Origin of the sequence: Streptomyces sp. NPDC097107 (genome assembly GCF_044762405.1) — a bacterium.
In the GTDB taxonomy this organism is placed as follows: domain Bacteria; phylum Actinomycetota; class Actinomycetes; order Streptomycetales; family Streptomycetaceae; genus Streptomyces; species Streptomyces thinghirensis.
The window spans coordinates 361,579-379,564 of sequence record NZ_JBIWEF010000003.1; the positions used below are offsets into that span (position 1 = coordinate 361,579).

Genomic DNA, 17,986 nt, shown 5'->3' on the forward strand with positions numbered 1-17,986 from the left:
TTTTCCGGGTTTCCGGGCTCCCGCCACCGGCGGCAGGAGGTGAGCAACGAGCGGCCCCGCGACGAGTGGGGGTGAGGGGTGCACGATGGCCGACGGCGCGAAGGCCATGCTCGCCGGCAGACGGCGGGACGAGGCGACGACGGCGTCCGGCACCCCCCGCCGCCTGCGCGGTGACGCCCCCATCGCGGCGGTGGCCACCGCCTTCACCCTGTTGCAACTGGTCTTCGTCCACCCCTGGATGGGCCTCGGCTGGGACGAGACGGTGTACGTCAGCCAGGTCACCTCCCACCATCCCGCCGCCTTCTTCAGCGCACCGCGCTCCCGCGGCGTCTCCCTGCTGGTCGCGCCCGTCGCGTCCTGGTCGTCGTCCACCGAACTGCTGCGGGTCTACCTGGCCCTGCTGTCCGGCCTCGGCCTGTACCTCGCCCTGCGGGCCTGGAAGGGCCTCTTCCCGGCCCCCGTCCTGGCCACGGCCGGCGCGTTCTTCGCCACCCTGTGGGTGACCCTCTTCTACGGTCCGCAGGCCATGCCCAACTACTGGGTCGCCATCGGTGCCCTGATCTGCGTCGGCTGCTTCCTGCGGGCCCGGCAGGGGCTCTCCGGGCGGGCCGCGCTGTGGGGGGTGGCGGCCGGCACGGCGCTGATGGCCTGGATGCGCCCCACGGACGCGGTCTGGGTGACCCTGCCCCTGCTGGTCCTCGTCCTCGTACGCCGCCACTGGCCGTTGCTGTTCGCCCTCGTGGGCGGCCTCGCCGCCGGGGGAGTGGAGTGGGTGATCGAGGCGTACGGCTGGTACGGCGGCCTCGGAAAGCGGCTGTCCAGGGCCTCCGAGATCCAGGGCGGCCTCGGCTGGAACATCGCCGTCGACGACCAGATGCGCAGCCTGGGCGGGCGGGGCCTGTGCCGCCCGTGCACCGGATCGATGCCGCACCCGGTGGTCACCCTGTGGTGGGTCCTCCTCCCGGCCGTCGCCGTCCTCGGGATCGTCGTCGCCGTCCGGGCCCGGCGTGCGGCCCGCACGGTGATTCCGTTCGCCTGTGCGGTGGCGGCCGCGCTGCCCTACCTGCTCATGATCGGCTACGCGGCGCCCCGCTTCCTCCAGCCCGCCTACGCCCTGCTGGCCGTCCCGGTCGCCGTGGCGCTGTGGCACCTGGTCAGGACGGCGGGCGGCCGGTGGCGGCCGGTGGCCGCGTCCCTCGTCGCGCTCGCGCTGGCCGGCCACCTGGCGGTGCAGTTCGCCGTCCTCGCGGGCACCGTGGACCGCAACGTCGAAAGCCGCGAGGACTGGGCCCGCGTCGCCGGCGAGCTGCACCGGCTGGGTGTCCGCCCGCCTTGTCTGATCACCGGGCACGAGTCCATCCCGATCGGCTACTACACGGGCTGCTCCTCCGGCGCCACCAGCGGCAACAACGAGAACATCACGGCCGCCGGGATCCTGGACACCGCCCGCCGCATCCCGGTCGCCGACGTCACCGGCCCGGGCGGCACCGCGCCCGGCTACGCCCGCGACTGGAGCCCGCACCGCATCACCGACCTGAGCATCCGCGTCGCACCCCGGGGGTGAAGATCCCGGGCCGGGAACGGGTTAGAGATCGCGTATCGGGAAACGCGAACCGCACACCAAGACCACCGAGCCGACGCAGCGCGAGAGGGAGGCAGCGATGGGCACGGACCCGATGGCGGACGACGTCTACCAGCCCACCGGAACCAACGAGGAGCAGGAGGACGCCGCGCCCCTCGACCTCCAGGACGCCGTCGACGAGCGGACCTACGACGACACGCTCGACGAGGGCTACTCCCCGCCGGAGAAACCCCTCGGCGTGACCAAGCACGGCACCACGGCCGCCGAGCAGCAGGACGGCGAGACCCTGGACCAGCGGCTGTCCCAGGAGACACCCGACGTGGCCGCGCCGGACGGTGACGGCGTGGGCGACGAACCCGGAGGTGACGGGGAACCGGTCGACCCCGAGGCGGGCACCGAACGCTCCGGCCGACTGGTCGCCCCCGACGAGGGCGTACGCACCGACACGACGAAGGAGACCGTCGCCGAGGACGTCGGCATCGACGGCGGAGCGGCGGGCGCCGAGGAGGCCGCCATGCACGTCGTGGAGGACGAGACGGCGCTGCCGGACCGGGAGAACGGCCGGTAGGGGCTCGGCTCCGCCTCCCCACGCGTCACATGGCCCGGACCGGAGCCTCTCGCTCCGGTCCGGGCCATGTGACGCCCGGTTGCCGCCGCCCGGTCAGGGCAGAAGCTTGTCGAGGGCGGCGGGTCCCTCCTCGTCCAGCTTGCGCCTGGCCCATTCGAGGTTCTTCGGGGTGACGTCCCGGCCGGCCGCGAGGACGAGGTCCTCCGGGGACACCTCGGTGCCGGTACGGGTGTGGAGCAGGTCGTCCGGGGTGGCGCGGTCGTTGCCCGCGCGTGCTTCGGACGGCCGGGAGGCGTCGGGCTGTGGCGTCGACATGATCAGTGCTCCTCGGATCCGGATCGCTGCTTCGGTGCCGTGCTGTTGTCGGTCCCGAATATCCCGATAACACCATTCAATGCGGAAGCGGCCCCCGCATCCGGAGTGCCGGACGATCCGACGTGCCGCACCTGGCGCCCCGGCGTGTAATGAGAGCACGCGACTTCGGACCGATCGAACCTGTCGCCCGGCAGAAGGACCACGGCCATGGCACGAAGGCGCACCAGCGCCGGGGAACGGGGGGCGAACGGCGGGGGAGGGCTGCGGCGATGGGGCGAGTGGTGCGCCCGGCACGGCGTGATCGTCGTCGTCGCCTGGCTGGTCGCACTGGTCGCGCTGACCCTGACGAACCGCTCCTTCGGCGGCGACTACGCCGACGACTTCAACCTGCCCTCCGCCCAGTCCCAGCAGGGCCTGGACGTCCTGGAGCGGCACGATCCCGCGGCCGGCGGCTACACCAGCCAGATCGTCGTGCACGACGACGACAAGGCGCTGACCTCGTTCGGCTCCCAGATGTCCACCACCGTGAGCGATCTGGGGAAGCTCCCGCACGTCCGGTCCGCCCAGAATCCGCTCACCGCCACCCCGCAGTCCGGTTCCTCCCAGCAGAACGTGGGCCCCGTCTCGACGGACGGCCGCACCGGCTACATCACCGTCCGGTTCGACATCCAGCCCGCCCAGCTGGGCGACGGCTACCTCGATGGCGTGGACGACGCCGTCGCGCCGCTGCGCTCGGCGGGCGCCGAGGTCGAGTACGGCGGCTCGCTCGGTGAGTTGGCCCGTCCGGCGGCCGACGACCGGGTGAGTGAACTCATCGGCTTCGGTGTCGCCATCGTCGTCCTGCTGATCGGCTTCGGCAGCGTGCTCGCCGCAGTCGCGCCCCTGGTCACCGCGCTGATCGGGGTGGTCGGCGGGCTGGCCTGCCTCGGCCTGCTCGCGGCGGCGTTCACCTTCGCCACCGTGTCCCCGACCCTGGCTACCATGATCGGCCTGGGCGTCGGCATCGACTACGCCCTGTTCCTGATCACCCGGCACCGTCAGAACCTCATGAACGGCGCCGACCCGGTGCGGGCCGCCGGTCACGCCACCGGCACCAGCGGCCGGGCGGTCCTCGTCTCCGGCTGCACGGTGATCGTCGCCCTGCTGGGCCTGTACGCGTCCGGGGTGTCCTTCATCGGCAAGCTCGGCATCGCCGCCGCGGTGACCGTCGTCTCGGCCGTCCTGGGCGCCCTGACGCTGGTGCCCGCCCTCCTCGGCCTCGTCGGCCGGCGCATCGACCGGTTGCGGGTACGCCGCCCGGTCGCCGAGACCGACGCCGAGCCCGGCACCGAACCCCACGGCACCTGGCACCGCCACGCACGGCGGGTGGAGCGCCGGCCCTGGCACTTCCTGGCCGCGGGTGTGGCGGCGCTCGTCGTGCTGGCCGTCCCCGTGTTCTCGCTCCAGCTCGGCCACATCGACGACGGCGCCGACCCAGTGTCCTTCACCGACCGGCGGGCCTACGACCTGATGTCCGACGCCTTCGGGCCCGGCTCCAACGGCCCGCTGACCGTCGTCGTCGATCAGAGCGGTGTACCCCAGTCGCAGCGCTCGGACCTCTCCTCGCAGGTCGGCAAGAGTCTCGACGGCGTGTCCGGGACGGCCGCGGTGACACCGGTGACTCCGACCCAGGACGGCGACGTGCTGCTCGCCACGGTCTACCCGAAGGAGGCCCCGCAGAGCGCCGCGACCACCGACCTGGCCAACCGCCTGGTCGACAGCACGCTGCCCGACGCCGTGGCCGGCACGGGCGCCGAGGGCTACGTCACCGGGGCCACCGCCTCCCAGGTGGACTTCCGCGACATCGCCGCCGAACGCCTGCCGCTGATCATCGGTGTGGTGGTCGCGCTGGCCTTCCTGATCATCCTGGCGGTCTTCCGCGGCCCGCTGGTCGCCCTCAAGGCAGCCGTCCTCAACGTCCTGTCCATCGCCGCCTCCTACGGCGTCGTGGTGGCTGTCTTCCAGTGGGGGTGGGGCGGGCCCGCACTCGGGGTCTCCGGCACGGTGCCCATCGAGAGCTACGTCCCGATGATGATGTTCGCGATCATCTTCGGACTCAGCATGGACTACGAGATCTTCCTGCTCTCGCGGGTCCACGCGGCCTGGCTGCGCACGGGGAACGCCGAGGACTCGGTGGCCCATGCCCTGGAGATCACCGCGCGGGTCATCACCTGCGCGGCCCTGATCATGGCCAGCGTCTTCGCGGCCTTCGTCATCAGCGACAACATCGTGGTCAAGATGCTCGGCCTCGGCCTCGCGGTGAGCGTGCTCATCGACGCCACGATCGTCCGCCTGCTCCTGGTGCCCGCCGTGATGACGCTGCTCGGACGGCAGGCCTGGTGGACGCCCCGGTGGCTCGACCGGATCCTGCCGCACATCGAGGCGGAGGGCGAGCACGAGGGGGGCGTCACTCCCGGGCCGGCGGGGAAGGGGTGAGGACGAGCATCGTGACGTCGTCCTGCACGGCCGGGCAGAATCGCAGGAGGTCCGCCCAGACCAGCCCGGGGAGCGCGGACGGATCGGCGTCCGCGAGCGCGGCCAGCCGGTCGGCCAGCGGATAGAAGGCGCCGCCGCCGTCGCGGGCCTCCACCACGCCGTCGGAGGCCAGGAAGAGCCGGTCACCGGGGCGCAGGGACACCGTGCACGTCTCGATCGCGCCGGCGTCGGCCAGCCCGAGCCCGAGCGGCGTCCATGGCGAGACCTCCAGCTCCGTGGCCCGCGCGCCCCGCAGCAGTAGCGGCGGCGGGTTGCCGCAGACCACGACGCGGACCTCCAGGGCGTCGGCGGAGAACTCCAGCAGCGCGGCCGTCGCGAACAGCTCGGCGTGCCGCGCGTCCGCCGAGTCCACCAGCAGCCTGCGGTCGAGCCGCCCGGCCACCGACGCGAGATCCGGCTGGTCGAGCACCGCCTCGCGGAACGCTCCCAGCAGCGAGGCGACCGTCGACACCGCCGACAGCCCGTGCCCCTGCACGTCCCCCGTCACGACCCGTACGCCGAAGGGCCCGTCCCGGACATCGAAGAAGTCGCCCCCGACGAGCGTCCCCCGCTGCGCCGCCCGGTACAGCCCCGCACAGCGGACCGCTCCGACCCGCTCGGGCAGCGGGGGCACGACGGCATGCTGCGCGGCCTCGGCGACCGTGCGTTCCAGACCCAGCTGGGCGTCTCGGTGACTGCGTACGAAGGACACGAACACGCTGAGCCCGGCGACGAAGACCACGGTGAGCAGGTCGGTGTCGCCGGGCCGGTCGAGCTGGAAGGCCGGGATGTTCAGCAGGGCGACCACCACGCCGCCCAGCACAGCGGTGGCCAGCGGGCTGTAGGAGAGCACGGCCAGCGGCGGGATGGCGCCCAGCAGGAAGCCGATGTCGAGGGGATCGTGGCTGATGAGCGTCGCCGCGCAGATCGCCACGACGAGGACCGGCGGCAGCGCCCGCACCCAACGGGGTGGCGGAGCCCCGCTCAGCCAGCTCCGCCGGTCCTCGCCCCGGCGCGGTGGCAGGGCCGACACCTTTCGCACACCACCACGCTCCTACGCCGCCCGGCCCACCGCACGCCGGGCGCCTCGGGCGAGTGGACGCTGGCGACGGGGAGTCATGTGAGGATCTCCAGTGTGGTCGGGACATGACAGTGGGGGACGGAAGTCTGAGAGCGCTCTCACAACGTGCGCCGATGGTACGCGCGACGCATGGCCCGGCCAACCGTCTCCGCCTGCCCTCAAACCCGTTGTGCCAGCCGGGACTTGGGGTGACCGGCGCCGCGCAGGGAACGCTTGACCGCCGTTCAAGGCCCGTTCAATCCACGCCGGAAAAGCGGTGGGCGCCTCGCGCGGCTCCCGGTACTGTCCGGCACACGCCCTGAGACCGACGGAAGGAGGGCAGAGCCGTGCGGTTCACATCGCTTCCGCGCTCCCTCCCCGTTGTCCCGGCGTACCTCGACTGACACCGGGAGCGCACCACGCATGACGCATCCCGGAGGAACCCGTGACCGATCTGGTCATCCGCGCGCTCGACACGAGCGACGCCCATCTGTTCGACACCCTGCCCGACCCGCTTGGCGCCCGTGAGGGCCACCGGCTCACCCGCCACCGCCCCGACTGGAAGCGGATCGCCCTGCGCGACGGCGCCGTCGTCGCCCGCGGCGCCTGGTGGGGCGGCCCCGACGACACCGCACCCGTCACCCTCAACTGGTTCGACGTGGCCGAGGGCGAGGAGGAGGCGGGAGCCGAACTCCTGAGCACCGCCCCCTGGCAGGTCGAACTGGAACTCAACCCGCCCGGCACCTGGCGTGCGGACCCCGCCCTGCGCGCCGCCACCGAGGCACGCTTCGCCGCCGCACGGACGGCCGGGTACGACCTCCTGGCCGAACGCTTCCTGTACCGGTGGACGCCGGAGTGCGGGCTCCCCGAGCGGCCCGGCCGTCTGGACTTCCGCCCCGAACCGGACGACGCGGTGTTCTTCGACGCGCTGCGCCGCATCCACTCCGGCACCCTGGACGCCCACGCGATCATGGGCATCGAGAAGGGCGGGCTCGACCAGGCCGCGCAGTCGGAACTCGACTTCTTCCACTGGTGCCCCTCACCGCGGGAGTGGTGGCAGTTGGCGTACACCCCGCGGGGTGGACTCGCGGGCATCCACATCCCCGCGCACAACCCGTCCGGTCCCTGCGTCGGCTTCATCGGCGTACTGCCGGAACACCGCGGACACGGGTACGCCTTCGACCTGCTGGCCGAGTGCACCCACTTCCTGGTGGAGCGGGGCGCGGAGTTCGTCTCCGCCGCGACCGACCGGGGGAACCATCCCATGGCCGCCAACTTCGCCAGGGCCGGCTACCCGATCGTGCGGGAACGGATCAACTTCCATCCGGTAGCGGCCGGCCGGTAGTCGCCGGGTCCGGGCCGGGAGTTCTCCGGCCCGGACCCGGTGCCGGCAGGCCTGCGTCGGGGCCTGCGTCGGTGTCGGTGCCGGGTGGCATGCTGTCCGGCACGGTGGTCAACGGCGTGCGCGGAGGCGATGTGGGGTTCGAGGGCGAGATCTGGCACGTGCGCGGGGCGCCGGACACGGGGGAGGAGAAGGCCGCCGCGGAGGTCGGGGAGATCCTGATCGACGACGCCGACTTCCCCTGGCTGTCGGGCCGGTTCCGCGCCGGCCCGGCGTTCGCCACCGTCCAGGATTTGTTCGCCCGCGAACTCGCCCTCGCCAAGCGGGACGACGAGGGGCACTGGGCCCAGTGGGAGGCGGTCTACGCCGAGATCGAACGACGCGTGCGGCTGGTCTCTCCCGACGGCCCGGTCGCCGAGTTCCTGCTGCACATCCAGGGAGAGAGAGCCTGGTTCCGGTGGAGCGACGAGCCGTTCGAGCAGGAGCGGGCCGACGGCTGACGGCGGCTGACGGCGGTCACCACCGGTCGCTCAGCAGGGCCTCGGCCTCGGCGAGGATCTCGGTGACCCGCAGGCCGAACGCGGCGTCGCACGCGTGCGGGTGTCCGTCCCCGGCGGCGGAAAGAAGCGTGTCCGCGGCTCGCAGCAGAGCGGGCACCGGTCCCTCCGTGCTCTCCGGAAGCAGCGTCACACCGGCCTGCCCACGCAGCTCCACGGTCGCGCCCGCCGCGGCCGGCGGCGCCGTCAGGCTGAGCGTGAGCGTGCTCGACGCGCCGCCGGTGTGGTCGAGGACCAGATGGACGGTGTCGCCGGGGCCCGGTGCCGCCGCCGTCACGCGCCGGGCGTCACCGAGGACCGGCAGCAGCACCGACAGGGCGTGCGGCCCCACGTCCCACAGGGCGCCCTTCTCCCGTCGCCACGGCGAGTGGCCGAACGGGCTGTCGCCGCTGAAGACCGCGCCGAGCCACTGCGCCCGCGCCGTGAACCAGTCGCCCCTGGCGGCCTGTTCGGTGATCCACGCCTCGGTCCCGGGCTGGAACCGGGCGGTGAAGAAGACGACGGAGGCGACGCCCGCCGCACGCACCGCCTCGACCACCGCCCGCCCCTGCGGCACCGTCGCCGCGAGCGGCTTGTCGAGCAGCAGATGGCGCCCGGCCCGCGCCGCCCGCACCGCCAGCTCGGCCTGCACGGCCGGTGGCAGCGCGACGGCGACCGCCTCCACGTCCGCCAGCAGCGCGTCGGCGTCGTCGTAGGCGCGCGTGCCGTGCCGGTCCGCCAGCTCCTTGGCGGCGTCCGGGCGACGCCCCCACACGCCCACGAAGTCCAGGCCGTCGTGCCGGCGCAGGGCGGGGGCATGCGCCATGTCCGCCCAGGGACCGGTGCCGAGCAGTCCGATACGCATGCCGTCGCCTCTCCGCAGTGCCGGACCCGGACCCGGGCCCGCCGAAGTTCCTCCCTGACGGCCGGCGCGCGCCGGCCCGGCCGACGCCGAGCGTGCCACACCGGCCCGGTGCCCGGGCAAGACCGCGGCCTGCGGGACGGCGGCGGCGTCGCCGGCCCGTCCGTCGCGCCACCGCTGCCTCATGGCCCCACCGCCACTCTCTGACCCCTGCGCTCCGCCCCTCTGGTCCTCCCCTGCCCACGCCCGTCGTCTGCGCTCTTTCCTGCCTCTCTCCGCCCTGCCGGCCCCCGCCGTCCCCCGGGCCTCGCGACGCACCCGGCGCAGGAGGCCGGTGATTCTGCCGATCCCCCGCACCGCACCGCCCGCCGACAGTGGCACCGCCAGCACATCGGCGACGCCCGTCCGGCGGATGTTCCGGGACGCGACCCCACGCGTTCCGGACCGTGTGCGATCACCGGCCGGGCCCCTCGCCACGACAGAGAGGACGACCCTCGTGCAGCAGAACCCCCACACCCACGCCGCTTCCCGGGCCGAGCGCCCGGCGTTCCGCGGAACGCGGCGGCGGCTCGCCGGCGTCACGGCGGCCGTGGCCGCCGTCGTCGCGCTCAGCACCCTCACCGGCCCCGGCGCCCACGCCGCCGCCGACAACCCCTACGAGCGCGGTCCGGCGCCCACCCAGTCCAGCATCGAGGCGCTGCGCGGCCCGTACTCCGTGTCGGACACCAACGTCTCCTCGCTCGCGGTGACCGGCTTCGGCGGCGGCACGATCTACTACCCGACCAGCACCAGTGACGGCACGTTCGGCGCCGTCGTGATCTCGCCCGGCTTCACCGCGTACGAGTCCTCCATCGCCTGGCTCGGTCCGCGACTGGCCTCGCAGGGCTTCGTCGTGTTCACCATCGACACCAACACCACCCTGGACCAGCCCGCCTCCCGCGGCCGGCAACTGCTGGCGGCCCTGGACTACCTCACCGAGCGCAGCTCCGTCCGCGGGCGGGTCGACAGCAGCCGACTCGGCGTCATGGGCCACTCGATGGGCGGCGGCGGCTCTCTGGAGGCAGCCAAGTCCCGGCCGTCGCTCCAGGCCGCGATCCCCCTCACCCCCTGGAACACGGACAAGACCTGGCCAGAGGTCAGCACCCCGACGCTGATCGTGGGGGCCGACGGCGACACCGTCGCCCCGGTCTCCTCACACTCCGAGCCGTTCTACTCCAGCCTGCCGTCCCGAACGGACCGCGCCTACCTGGAGCTGAACAACGCGAGCCACTTCACGCCGAACACCTCGGACACCACGATCGCGAAGTACAGCATTTCCTGGCTCAAGCGGTTCATCGACAACGACACCCGCTACGAGCAGTTCCTGTGCCCGCTGCCCCGGCCGAGCCTGACCATCGAGGAGTACCGGGGCAACTGCCCGCACGGCTCCTGACCCGGCTCACGGCACCATCCGGCGGCGGTCGCGGGCACGTTGCGGCCGCCGCCGGCGGTGTCACCCGCGGTTGTGCCGCCGCACGGCCCCGGACCGGGACCGCTGGGCAGCGGCACAGTGCATGCCCCGGCCACCCGGTGCACAACCGCAGGTGACACCACCGATGCCCCGGCGGGCCGCGGCGGACCGATGGCTTCCGCCTCAGGTTACGCGCGCGTAACCTCCCGGGAATGACCGGAGAGACGACCGTACGTGCGGCCGTGCGGATCCACGGCCGGGACGCGCAACTGCATCAGGTGCGCGCCCTGTTGGACGGCCTGCCCACCCACAGCGGCCACCTCGTCGTGACCGGCGAACCCGGGCTCGGCCGGACCACCCTCCTCCACTGGGCCGCCCGCTCCTTCCGGGCCGGTCCCGTACTCCACCTCGGGCCCGGACCGGGTCACAGCGCACGCGTCACCGCCGGGGAACTGCTCGACACGCTGCGGGCGGCGGCCGGCGAGGCACCTCTGCTCGTGTGCGTCGACGACGCGCATCTGTGGGACGCCCCGGCCCGGACCGCCCTGGGCCGCGCTGCCGAACGCCTGGCCCCCACGGTCCGCGTCGGCGTACTCCTCTCCGTCGCCGGCCACCGCGCCGTCGACCCGGAGTACGCCCACCTGCCCGCCGTACGCCTGGACCCGCTCACGCCGCCACAGGCCGACGCCCTGCTCGACGACGTGACCGACGGTGCCGCCGACCCGGCCGTACGCGAGCAGCTGCTCGCGGAGGCGGAGGGCAACCCGGCCCTGCTCCTCGCCCTCGTCCGCCGGCTCTCACCGGCCGAACTGCGCGGGCACCGGCCCCCGCCCAGACCCCTGGCCGACGCCGCGGTCCTGGCGGAGGTGGCGGGGGAGGCCCTGACCGGGCTGTCCGCGGACGCGCACGACCTGCTGCTGACGGTGGCGGCGGCCGTACGCGCCTCGGACGGACCGGACGTCGACGCGAACCTGGTCTTCGACGCCGTACGGAATTCGCGGCCGACGTCCACACCGCTCCCCGCCCCTTTCCCGGGACCGCTTCCCGCGCTCCTCGCCCTGGCCGACGACCGGCTCCGCTTCCACGGCCCCCTGGTCCGTCGTACGGTCCACGCCACCGCCGCACCGGACCGGCGCCGCGCCGCACACCGGGCGCTGGCCGACGTGCTGGAGGCCGGCGGCCGGCGGCTCCCGGCGCTGCTGCACCGCTCCTGGTCCCTGACCGGCCCGTCGCCCGCGCCGTCGCTCGCGGACCGGCTCGCCGCGGTCGCCGCCGACGGCACGGTGCCGGGCTCGTCCCGGCTGCGCGCCACGGTGTACGCCCGAGCCGCCGAGCTGACGGCCGATGATCCCGCCCGCGCGGAGCGGTACACGGCCGCGGCCGAGCAGGCGCTGCTCGCCGGCCGCCCCGACCGGGCACGCCCGCTGCTCGCCGCGGCCCGCGGCTGCGCCGCCCCGCCCCGGGTACGGGGACGGGCCGAGCTGGTGCGTGGCCTGACGGAACTCCGGGACGGCCCCGTGGGCGACGCCCATCAGTCGCTGCTGCTGGCCGCGTCCCTGCTCGCCGCGGACGCCCCCGCCGACGCCGCGACCGCCGCCCTGGCCGCCGCCGACGCGGCCTGGGCGGCGGGCGACCTGACGGCGTGCCTGGCCGCACTCGCGCCCGAACCGCCTGCACAGACCCCGGCTCCCCGGCACGCCGACGCCCGGCGCCCCACGGCGTACGTGGCCGGCGCTGTGCGCGACCACCGTGTGGGGATGCGGGCGCTGCTCGAAGGGCGACTCGACCGGGCCGCCGTGCCGCTCGGACAGGTGGTGGAGCGGGCCAGGACCGGCGACCGGCCGGAGGGGCTGCTGCGGTCGGCGTCGGCCGCGTTGCTGCTCGGGGACGTGGACGCCGCGCGCCTGGCCGGGGCACGGGCCCTGGCCGCCGCCCGGCAGCTCGGATCGGACGCGCTGGTGCCGCAGGCACTGGAGTACCTGGCCTATGCCGAACTGCGCGCCGGCCGTCACCCGCAGGCCCGCGCCCACGCGGAGGAGGGACTGCGCACCGCGCTGCGGGCCGGCCAGCGCAACACGGCTGCCCACCACCGGGCGGTGCTGGCCCTCGCGGCGTCGATCGAGGAGGAACCGGACGTCGTCGCCCGGCATGTGACGGCCGCGCTGACCACCGCCCGGCGGCACGGACTCGCGCAGGCGGCCACCCTCGCGGAGTGGGCGGCGGCCCGGGCCGACCTCGGCCGGGGACGCCCCTTCGACGCCGCCGACCGGCTCGGGCTCCTGGTCCTGCCCGGACCCGGGCGCGGACACTTCGCGGTGTGGCGGCTCACCGTGCCCTGCTTCGTGGAGGCCGCGGTCCTCGCCGGACGCCACGAGGAGACCCGCGCGGTCCTCATAGACTTCGCCGGCTGGGCGGCGTTCGGCGCCGATCCGCAGGCCGCCGCGCAACTGGCCCGCTGTCACGCTCTCCTCGCCCCGCCGGACCGCGCCGACGACCTCTACCGGTGCGCGCTCGCCCGGCACGACGAGGCGGGCGGCGACTTCGAACGGGCCCGCACCGCGCTCCTGTACGGCAAGTGGCTGCGCCGGCGGCGCAGGCCCCGCGAGGCCCGTGGCCTCCTGGGCACCGCGCTGGCCGGCTTCGACCGCTGCGGGGCCGGCGTCTGGGCGGCGCAGGCGCGCGGCGAGCTGCGGGCACTGGGAGCGGCCCCGCACGACTCGGGTGCCGGCGCGCTGTCCCGCCTGACGCCCCAGCAGTTGCGCATCGCCCGGCAGGTCGCCGAGGGCGCCACCAACCGCGAGGTCGCGCTGACCCTCGCGGTGAGCACCCGCACCGTCGACTACCACCTCCGCAAGGTCTTCGCGGCGCTCGGCGTACGGTCCCGCCTGGAGCTGGCCCGCATGGTCGAGCATGCCGGACAGGCCGAACGGGGCGAAAAGACTGGTGCACAACCCTAGGGACCGACCGGACGGTATGCCATCCTTCGGGGCAGGACGAGTCAGGGGGCAGGCCCGGCACGGGCGGACAGCCCGCCGCGGGGCGTCCCCGCAAGCCCTGGCCTGGGGAGGACCGCGATGCAGCACGCCGTACGGTCACGAGCAGCGATCCGCACCGGACTGACGCCCGTACCACGCCCGCGGACACCGAGCGTCGCGTCGTTGATGGACGCCGACGCCCTGCGTGTCCTGCACCGGGCCGCCCGCGCCCTGCTCGACGACCTGCCCGACCTGGCCGACCGGCTGGTGGCCCTGCTGCAGGAGCAGGAGCCGGCCTACCGCGCCGCCATCGCCAAGGATCCCACCGCCACCTGGCAGGAGGCCCACCGCTCGCTGCGGCACAGCGTGGCCTCGCTGCTCGACCCGCGCGGCGCGCGGGAGGCGGCCCGCCGCTGCTCCTGGCGGATCGGCGCCACCCGTGCCGAGCAGGGGCTGCCGCTGGACGCGCTGCTGCACGCCTTCCGTCTCGGCGGCTCCCTGGTGTGGCAGCGGTTGATCGAGGAGACCTCCCGGACGGCACCCGAGGACGTGCGCCTCCTCGTGCACGTGGCCGCCGACGTGTGGAACTTCGTCGACGAGCACTGCACGCTCGTCGCGGACGCCTACCGGCAGACCGAGTGGCAGCTCGCCCGACGCCGCGAGAACCGGGCCCGGCTGCTGGCGGCCGGTCTGCTCGACGGCACCAGCCGCATCGCCGACCTGCCCGAGGCCGCGCAGGCGCTGGGCCTGCCGGAGCGGGGCCGCTACGTCGTCGTCGCCGTCGCCGGCCGGCACCCCGCGCGGTCCGACGCCGCCCGTGCCGCCGCCGTGGCGCACGGTACACGCGTCCACTGGCACGCCGGAGGCGAGGCCGACTACGGCATCGCCCTGGTGGGCACCGGCGACGACGGGCTCCCGAAACCGGAGGACGCCGAGTCCGGGTCGCGTGCCGTGCTTCCCGGCATCCGGATCGGCGTCGGTACCCCGGTCGACGGACTCGCCTCCGTCGGCGACGCCCGCCGGCACGCCGACACGGCCCTGGACATCTGCCCCGCGGCCGGCGGGACGGTCCGGCTCGCCGACCACCTCCCCGCCGCCCTTGTCGTCTCCAGCCCCGAACTCGGCCGGGCCCTCGCCGACAAGGTGCTCGGCCCCCTGCTGCGGCTGGAACCGGCCGACCGCGAGGTACTGCTGGACACCCTCACCACCTGGCTCGACTGCGACGGCTCGGCCCAGCGGGCCGGCGAACGCCTCTACTGCCACCGCAACACGGTCCTCAACCGCCTCCGCCGCTGCGAGCAGCTGACCGGCCGCTCGCTGGCCCGCCCGGCCGACGTCGTCGAGATGACCCTGGCCCTGACCGCCCGACGCCTCCTGCACGACTGACGAACCCGCGACGCCCCCGGCGCCCGGCCTGGCACCCGACACCCGGCCCTGCTCCGGCTTCGCCCTGGCGCGCGGGTCCTGCCCTGCTCCGGAGCCCTGTCCTGCTCCGGTGCCCGGGTCCGGCTCCGCCCCGGCTTCGGGCGTGGGCCCGGGCCTGGCTCCGGCTTGGCTCCGCCCCGGCGCCCGGGCCCAGGCCCTGCTCCGGACTCAGGCCCGGCCCCGCCCCGCCTCCGGGCCCCGGCCTGGCCAAGCCCCGGCGCCGGCCCGGTCCGGCTCCAGGGCCTGGGTCCGGCTCCGCCCCGCTTCCGGGCCCGGGCCTGGCTAAACCCTGGCCCCTGGCCCCACCCTGGCCCCACCCTGGCTCCGCCCCGGCGCCGGGGCGGAGGCCCGCGCTGCCCGGCGAAGCCCCGAGACAACCGCCCGGGTTCCTCCCGCCCGCCCATGGCCCCGCCCGTGGCCCCCGCCGTCCCGGACGCCCCGTACCGGCGGGGGCCCGGAACGCCGCCGCGCGGGCGAAGCCCGGCCCCTGGTCTCCCGGTACGGCGCGGACCCCCGGTGCGCGATGCCCCGGCCCGCGCGAAGGCGCCGACCCCCGGCGTCCCGTGGCCCGCCTCTGGCACGATGCCCGATGTGCGCGAAAGCGCCGTCTCTCCGCCACTGCCCCCCGCCCGCCCCGGCGGCCTCGGCACCCGCGGCGACCCGCTTCCCGGCGTGGTTCCCGTCCGCGGCGACGCCGCGCCCCGGCGTGGCCCCCGCCGCCCGGGTCTGGGCATCCGCACAGACTCTCCGGCCCGGGACTGGGACGCCGCAGCGACCCAGGCCGTGGCTCTGTACCGGCACCGGCGTGCGTGCTGTCGTGAGCTCCCCCTTTCCCGTCACCGTGCCGGCCTCGGCGCGGTCCCAAGGAGCCGCGATGCCCGCAGCACCACCGGACGGCGAGCCCGCCCTGCACGTCGAGAGCCTCGACGTGAAGTACGGGCGCGCACTGTCCGCCCTCCGTTCCGTGTCCCTGACCGTCCCCTACGGCGGCGTGGTCGCGCTGCTCGGGGCCAACGGTGCCGGCAAGACGACGCTGCTGCGGGCCGTGTCGGGCACACTGCGCCTGCACCGCGGCGCGATCACGGCCGGTCGTGTCCGCTACGGCGACACGGCCCTGGACGGCCGGGACCCGGTCGCCGCCGTACGCGCCGGAGTCGTGCAGGTACCCGAGGGCAGGCGGGTGTTCGCCGGACTCAGCGTCGACGAGAACCTGCGGGCCGGCGGGCTCGGCCTGGGCCGGCGTGCCCCGGCCCAGGTCCGTGAGGCCCGGGAACGGGTCTTCACGCTCTTCCCGCGGCTGGCCGAGCGCACCCGCCAGACCGCCGGTCTGCTGTCCGGCGGCGAGCAGCAGATGCTCGCCATCGGCCGCGCCCTGATGGCCGCACCCCGCCTGCTCCTCCTCGACGAACCCTCCCTCGGACTGGCCCCGATGATGGTGGACCGCATCGCCGAGGTCGTCCGTGAGATCAACACCCAGGGCACCGCCGTACTCCTCGTGGAACAGAACGCCGGCATGGCGCTGTCCCTCGCCGAACACGCCTACGTTCTGGACGTCGGCGAGATCGGGCTGTCCGGGGCCGCCGACGAACTCGCGCGGACGGACGCCGTACGTCGCCTCTACCTGGGCGACACCACTGACGGTCAGGGGGCCGCGTGACCACCCGCACCGCCACACCCCCCGCGCTCGAGGTCCGGAACGTCACCGTGCGATTCGCCGGCCTCGTCGCCCTCGACGACATCTCCTTCACCGTCGCCCCGGGCACCGTGCACGCCGTCATCGGCCCCAACGGCGCGGGCAAGTCGACCTGCTTCAACGTCCTGTCGGGGCTGTACCGGCCCACCGCCGGCACCGTCCGGCTCGGTGACGCCGAGCTGACCCGGCTCGCCCCGCACCGGATCGCCGCTCTCGGAGTGGCCCGCACCTTCCAGAACATCGTCACCACCCAGGGCACCGTCGCCGACAACCTGCTGCTCGGCCGCCACGCCCTGTCCCACGCCGGTTTCGCCGCCAGCGCCCTGCGTCTGCCGCGCGCCGTGCGCGAACAGCGTGAACACCTCGCCAAGGCCCGCGAGATCGCCGAACTCACCGGCCTCGGCCCCCACTTCGACGCACCCGTCGCCCTGCTGTCCTACGGCGACCGCAAGCGGGTCGAACTCGCCCGCGCCCTCTGTCTGGAGCCCCGTGTACTGCTGCTCGACGAACCCGTGGCCGGCATGAACGCCGCCGAACGCACCCGCATGACCGAGGTCGTCCGGGAGATCCGCGCCGAACTGGGCCTGTCCGTCGTGCTGGTCGAGCACGACATGGGACTGGTCATGCGGCTCGCCGACGAGGTCACCGTCCTCGACTTCGGCAAGGCCATCGCCCACGGCACCCCGGACCAGGTCCGGCGCGACCCCGAGGTGCTGCGCGCCTACCTCGGAACCGGCACCACCGGGGAGGACGCGGCATGACCGGCTTCCTCGACAACCTCCTCAACGGCCTTGCCCTGGGGTCCGTCTACGCCCTGATCGCCCTCGGCTTCGTCACCATCTTCAAGGCCTCGGGCGTGCTGAGCTTCACCCACGGCTCGCTCCTGCTCCTCGGCGGGTACCTCGTAGCCGTCCTCCACGACGACGTCGGCTTCGCCGGGGCGCTGGCCGTAGCGGTCCTCGTGACGGCCGCCGTCGCCGGGGCGCTGGACCGGCTCGTGCTGCAACGGGTCGGGACCGACCCGCACTCCGCCCACGTCCAGACCATCGTCACCATCGGCATAGACATCGTCCTGGTCACCGACCTGGCGCGACGGATCGGCGGTGACCTGCTGCCGCTCGGCGACCCCTGGGGCAACTCGGTGACCGACCTGGGCCCGGTGACCGTCGCCGACAGCCGCATCGCCGCGATCCTGGTGTCCGCCTTGGCCATCGGCGGCGCCTTCGCCCTGTTCCGCTTCACCCCGTGGGGCCTGTCGCTGCGCGCGGCGGCCGAGGACGGTGAGGCCGCCGCCCTCATGGGCGTACGGCTGACCCGGGTACGTACCGTCGCCTGGTGCCTGGCCGGCGGACTCGCCGCGCTCGCCGCGGTCTTCCTGGTCGCCTTCCCGGCACCGGGCCTGGAGCGCACCACCGGGCAGATCGCCCTGAAAGCGTTCCCGGCGGCCATCCTCGGCGGCATGGCCTCCCCGGTCGGCGCCCTGGTCGGCAGCATGCTGATCGGCCTCACCGAGGCCTTCGTCGCCGGTTACCAGTCCGAACTGCACGTCCTCGGCGAGGGCTTCGGCGATGTCGCCCCGTACGCCGTGATGGTGCTGGTTCTCCTGGTGCGCCCCGCCGGACTCTTCGCGGCGAAGGGAGCGGCACGTGTCTGACCTTCTCAAA

At 74.6% G+C, this 17,986-nt stretch carries 14 protein-coding genes and 1 pseudogene; 12 read left to right on the top strand and 3 right to left on the bottom strand.

The window, feature by feature from the left end; all coding sequences use genetic code 11:
• Positions 1-85: 85 nt before the first annotated feature.
• Together ACIQ1J_RS08840 and ACIQ1J_RS08845 are read left to right on the top strand one after the other, a co-directional pair.
• Complete coding sequence (locus ACIQ1J_RS08840; RefSeq protein ID WP_403555382.1) at positions 86-1,564, top strand: hypothetical protein; 1,479 nt, start codon at positions 86-88, stop codon at positions 1,562-1,564.
• Positions 1,565-1,661: 97 nt separating this feature from the next.
• Complete coding sequence (locus ACIQ1J_RS08845) at positions 1,662-2,150, top strand: DUF5709 domain-containing protein (RefSeq protein ID WP_210958240.1); 489 nt, start codon at positions 1,662-1,664, stop codon at positions 2,148-2,150.
• Positions 2,151-2,243: 93 nt separating this feature from the next.
• On the opposite strand, the gene ACIQ1J_RS08850 is transcribed toward ACIQ1J_RS08845, so the two are convergent.
• Complete coding sequence (locus ACIQ1J_RS08850) at positions 2,244-2,465, bottom strand: hypothetical protein (protein WP_210958241.1); 222 nt, start codon at positions 2,463-2,465, stop codon at positions 2,244-2,246.
• Positions 2,466-2,672: 207 nt separating this feature from the next.
• Between ACIQ1J_RS08850 and ACIQ1J_RS08855 the strand changes: the two are divergent.
• Together ACIQ1J_RS08855 and ACIQ1J_RS08860 are read left to right on the top strand one after the other, a co-directional pair.
• Positions 2,673-3,785: pseudogene (locus ACIQ1J_RS08855) on the top strand (MMPL family transporter); the annotation flags it as partial.
• A gap of 189 nt (positions 3,786-3,974) precedes the next feature.
• A complete protein-coding gene (locus ACIQ1J_RS08860; RefSeq protein ID WP_403555811.1) occupies positions 3,975-4,940 on the top strand; it encodes an MMPL family transporter in 966 nt (321 codons plus the stop codon).
• Here ACIQ1J_RS08860 and ACIQ1J_RS08865 read toward each other — a convergent pair.
• Entirely contained in the window at positions 4,912-6,021 is a 1,110-nt protein-coding gene (locus ACIQ1J_RS08865; RefSeq protein WP_403555384.1) for a PP2C family protein-serine/threonine phosphatase, read from the bottom strand. The two genes, ACIQ1J_RS08860 and ACIQ1J_RS08865, sit on opposite strands and share 29 nt — an antisense overlap.
• 463 nt (positions 6,022-6,484) lie before the next feature.
• On the opposite strand from ACIQ1J_RS08865, the gene ACIQ1J_RS08870 reads away from it, so the two are divergent.
• A complete protein-coding gene (locus ACIQ1J_RS08870) occupies positions 6,485-7,384 on the top strand; it encodes a GNAT family N-acetyltransferase (protein ID WP_403555386.1) in 900 nt (299 codons plus the stop codon).
• Between the two features lie 131 nt (positions 7,385-7,515).
• Positions 7,516-7,881, top strand: coding sequence for a hypothetical protein (locus ACIQ1J_RS08875; protein ID WP_210958539.1), 366 nt, complete (start codon positions 7,516-7,518; stop codon positions 7,879-7,881).
• Between the two features lie 16 nt (positions 7,882-7,897).
• Here the strand turns inward: ACIQ1J_RS08875 and ACIQ1J_RS08880 are convergent, their stop codons facing one another.
• Positions 7,898-8,782, bottom strand: coding sequence for a Gfo/Idh/MocA family protein (locus tag ACIQ1J_RS08880; RefSeq protein ID WP_403555388.1), 885 nt, complete (start codon positions 8,780-8,782; stop codon positions 7,898-7,900).
• A gap of 493 nt (positions 8,783-9,275) precedes the next feature.
• Between ACIQ1J_RS08880 and ACIQ1J_RS08885 the strand changes: the two genes are divergently transcribed.
• The 6 genes from ACIQ1J_RS08885 (at position 9,276) to ACIQ1J_RS08910 (ending at position 17,976) form a co-directional block, all read left to right on the top strand.
• Entirely contained in the window at positions 9,276-10,211 is a 936-nt protein-coding gene (locus ACIQ1J_RS08885; RefSeq protein ID WP_403555390.1) for a dienelactone hydrolase family protein, read from the top strand.
• Between the two features lie 230 nt (positions 10,212-10,441).
• The gene (locus ACIQ1J_RS08890; RefSeq protein WP_403555392.1) at positions 10,442-13,186 is read left to right on the top strand and encodes a LuxR C-terminal-related transcriptional regulator; all 2,745 of its coding nucleotides are present in this window, start codon (positions 10,442-10,444) and stop codon (positions 13,184-13,186) included.
• A gap of 117 nt (positions 13,187-13,303) precedes the next feature.
• Positions 13,304-14,590 (top strand): PucR family transcriptional regulator, encoded by a 1,287-nt coding sequence (locus ACIQ1J_RS08895; RefSeq protein WP_403555394.1) that lies wholly within the window; start codon positions 13,304-13,306, stop codon positions 14,588-14,590.
• A 913-nt stretch (positions 14,591-15,503) separates the two neighbouring features.
• Complete coding sequence (locus ACIQ1J_RS08900; protein WP_403555396.1) at positions 15,504-16,286, top strand: ABC transporter ATP-binding protein; 783 nt, start codon at positions 15,504-15,506, stop codon at positions 16,284-16,286.
• The gene (locus ACIQ1J_RS08905; RefSeq protein WP_403555398.1) at positions 16,283-17,083 is read left to right on the top strand and encodes an ABC transporter ATP-binding protein; all 801 of its coding nucleotides are present in this window, start codon (positions 16,283-16,285) and stop codon (positions 17,081-17,083) included. Before ACIQ1J_RS08900 ends, ACIQ1J_RS08905 begins: the two co-directional genes overlap by 4 nt.
• Positions 17,080-17,976, top strand: coding sequence for a branched-chain amino acid ABC transporter permease (locus ACIQ1J_RS08910; RefSeq protein ID WP_210958252.1), 897 nt, complete (start codon positions 17,080-17,082; stop codon positions 17,974-17,976). The genes ACIQ1J_RS08905 and ACIQ1J_RS08910 overlap by 4 nt, the downstream gene beginning before the upstream one ends.
• Positions 17,977-17,986 lie beyond the last annotated feature (10 nt).

Coding starts and splice junctions, on each gene's coding strand:
- ACIQ1J_RS08850 (WP_210958241.1), bottom strand. CDS start 2,465: ATGTCGACGCCACAGCCCGACGCCTCCCGGCCGTCCGAAGCACGCGCG.
- ACIQ1J_RS08910 (WP_210958252.1), top strand. CDS start 17,080: ATGACCGGCTTCCTCGACAACCTCCTCAACGGCCTTGCCCTGGGGTCC.
- ACIQ1J_RS08845 (WP_210958240.1), top strand. CDS start 1,662: ATGGGCACGGACCCGATGGCGGACGACGTCTACCAGCCCACCGGAACC.
- ACIQ1J_RS08890 (WP_403555392.1), top strand. CDS start 10,442: ATGACCGGAGAGACGACCGTACGTGCGGCCGTGCGGATCCACGGCCGG.
- ACIQ1J_RS08840 (WP_403555382.1), top strand. CDS start 86: ATGGCCGACGGCGCGAAGGCCATGCTCGCCGGCAGACGGCGGGACGAG.
- ACIQ1J_RS08895 (WP_403555394.1), top strand. CDS start 13,304: ATGCAGCACGCCGTACGGTCACGAGCAGCGATCCGCACCGGACTGACG.
- ACIQ1J_RS08880 (WP_403555388.1), bottom strand. CDS start 8,782: ATGCGTATCGGACTGCTCGGCACCGGTCCCTGGGCGGACATGGCGCAT.
- ACIQ1J_RS08900 (WP_403555396.1), top strand. CDS start 15,504: ATGCCCGCAGCACCACCGGACGGCGAGCCCGCCCTGCACGTCGAGAGC.
- ACIQ1J_RS08860 (WP_403555811.1), top strand. CDS start 3,975: ATGTCCGACGCCTTCGGGCCCGGCTCCAACGGCCCGCTGACCGTCGTC.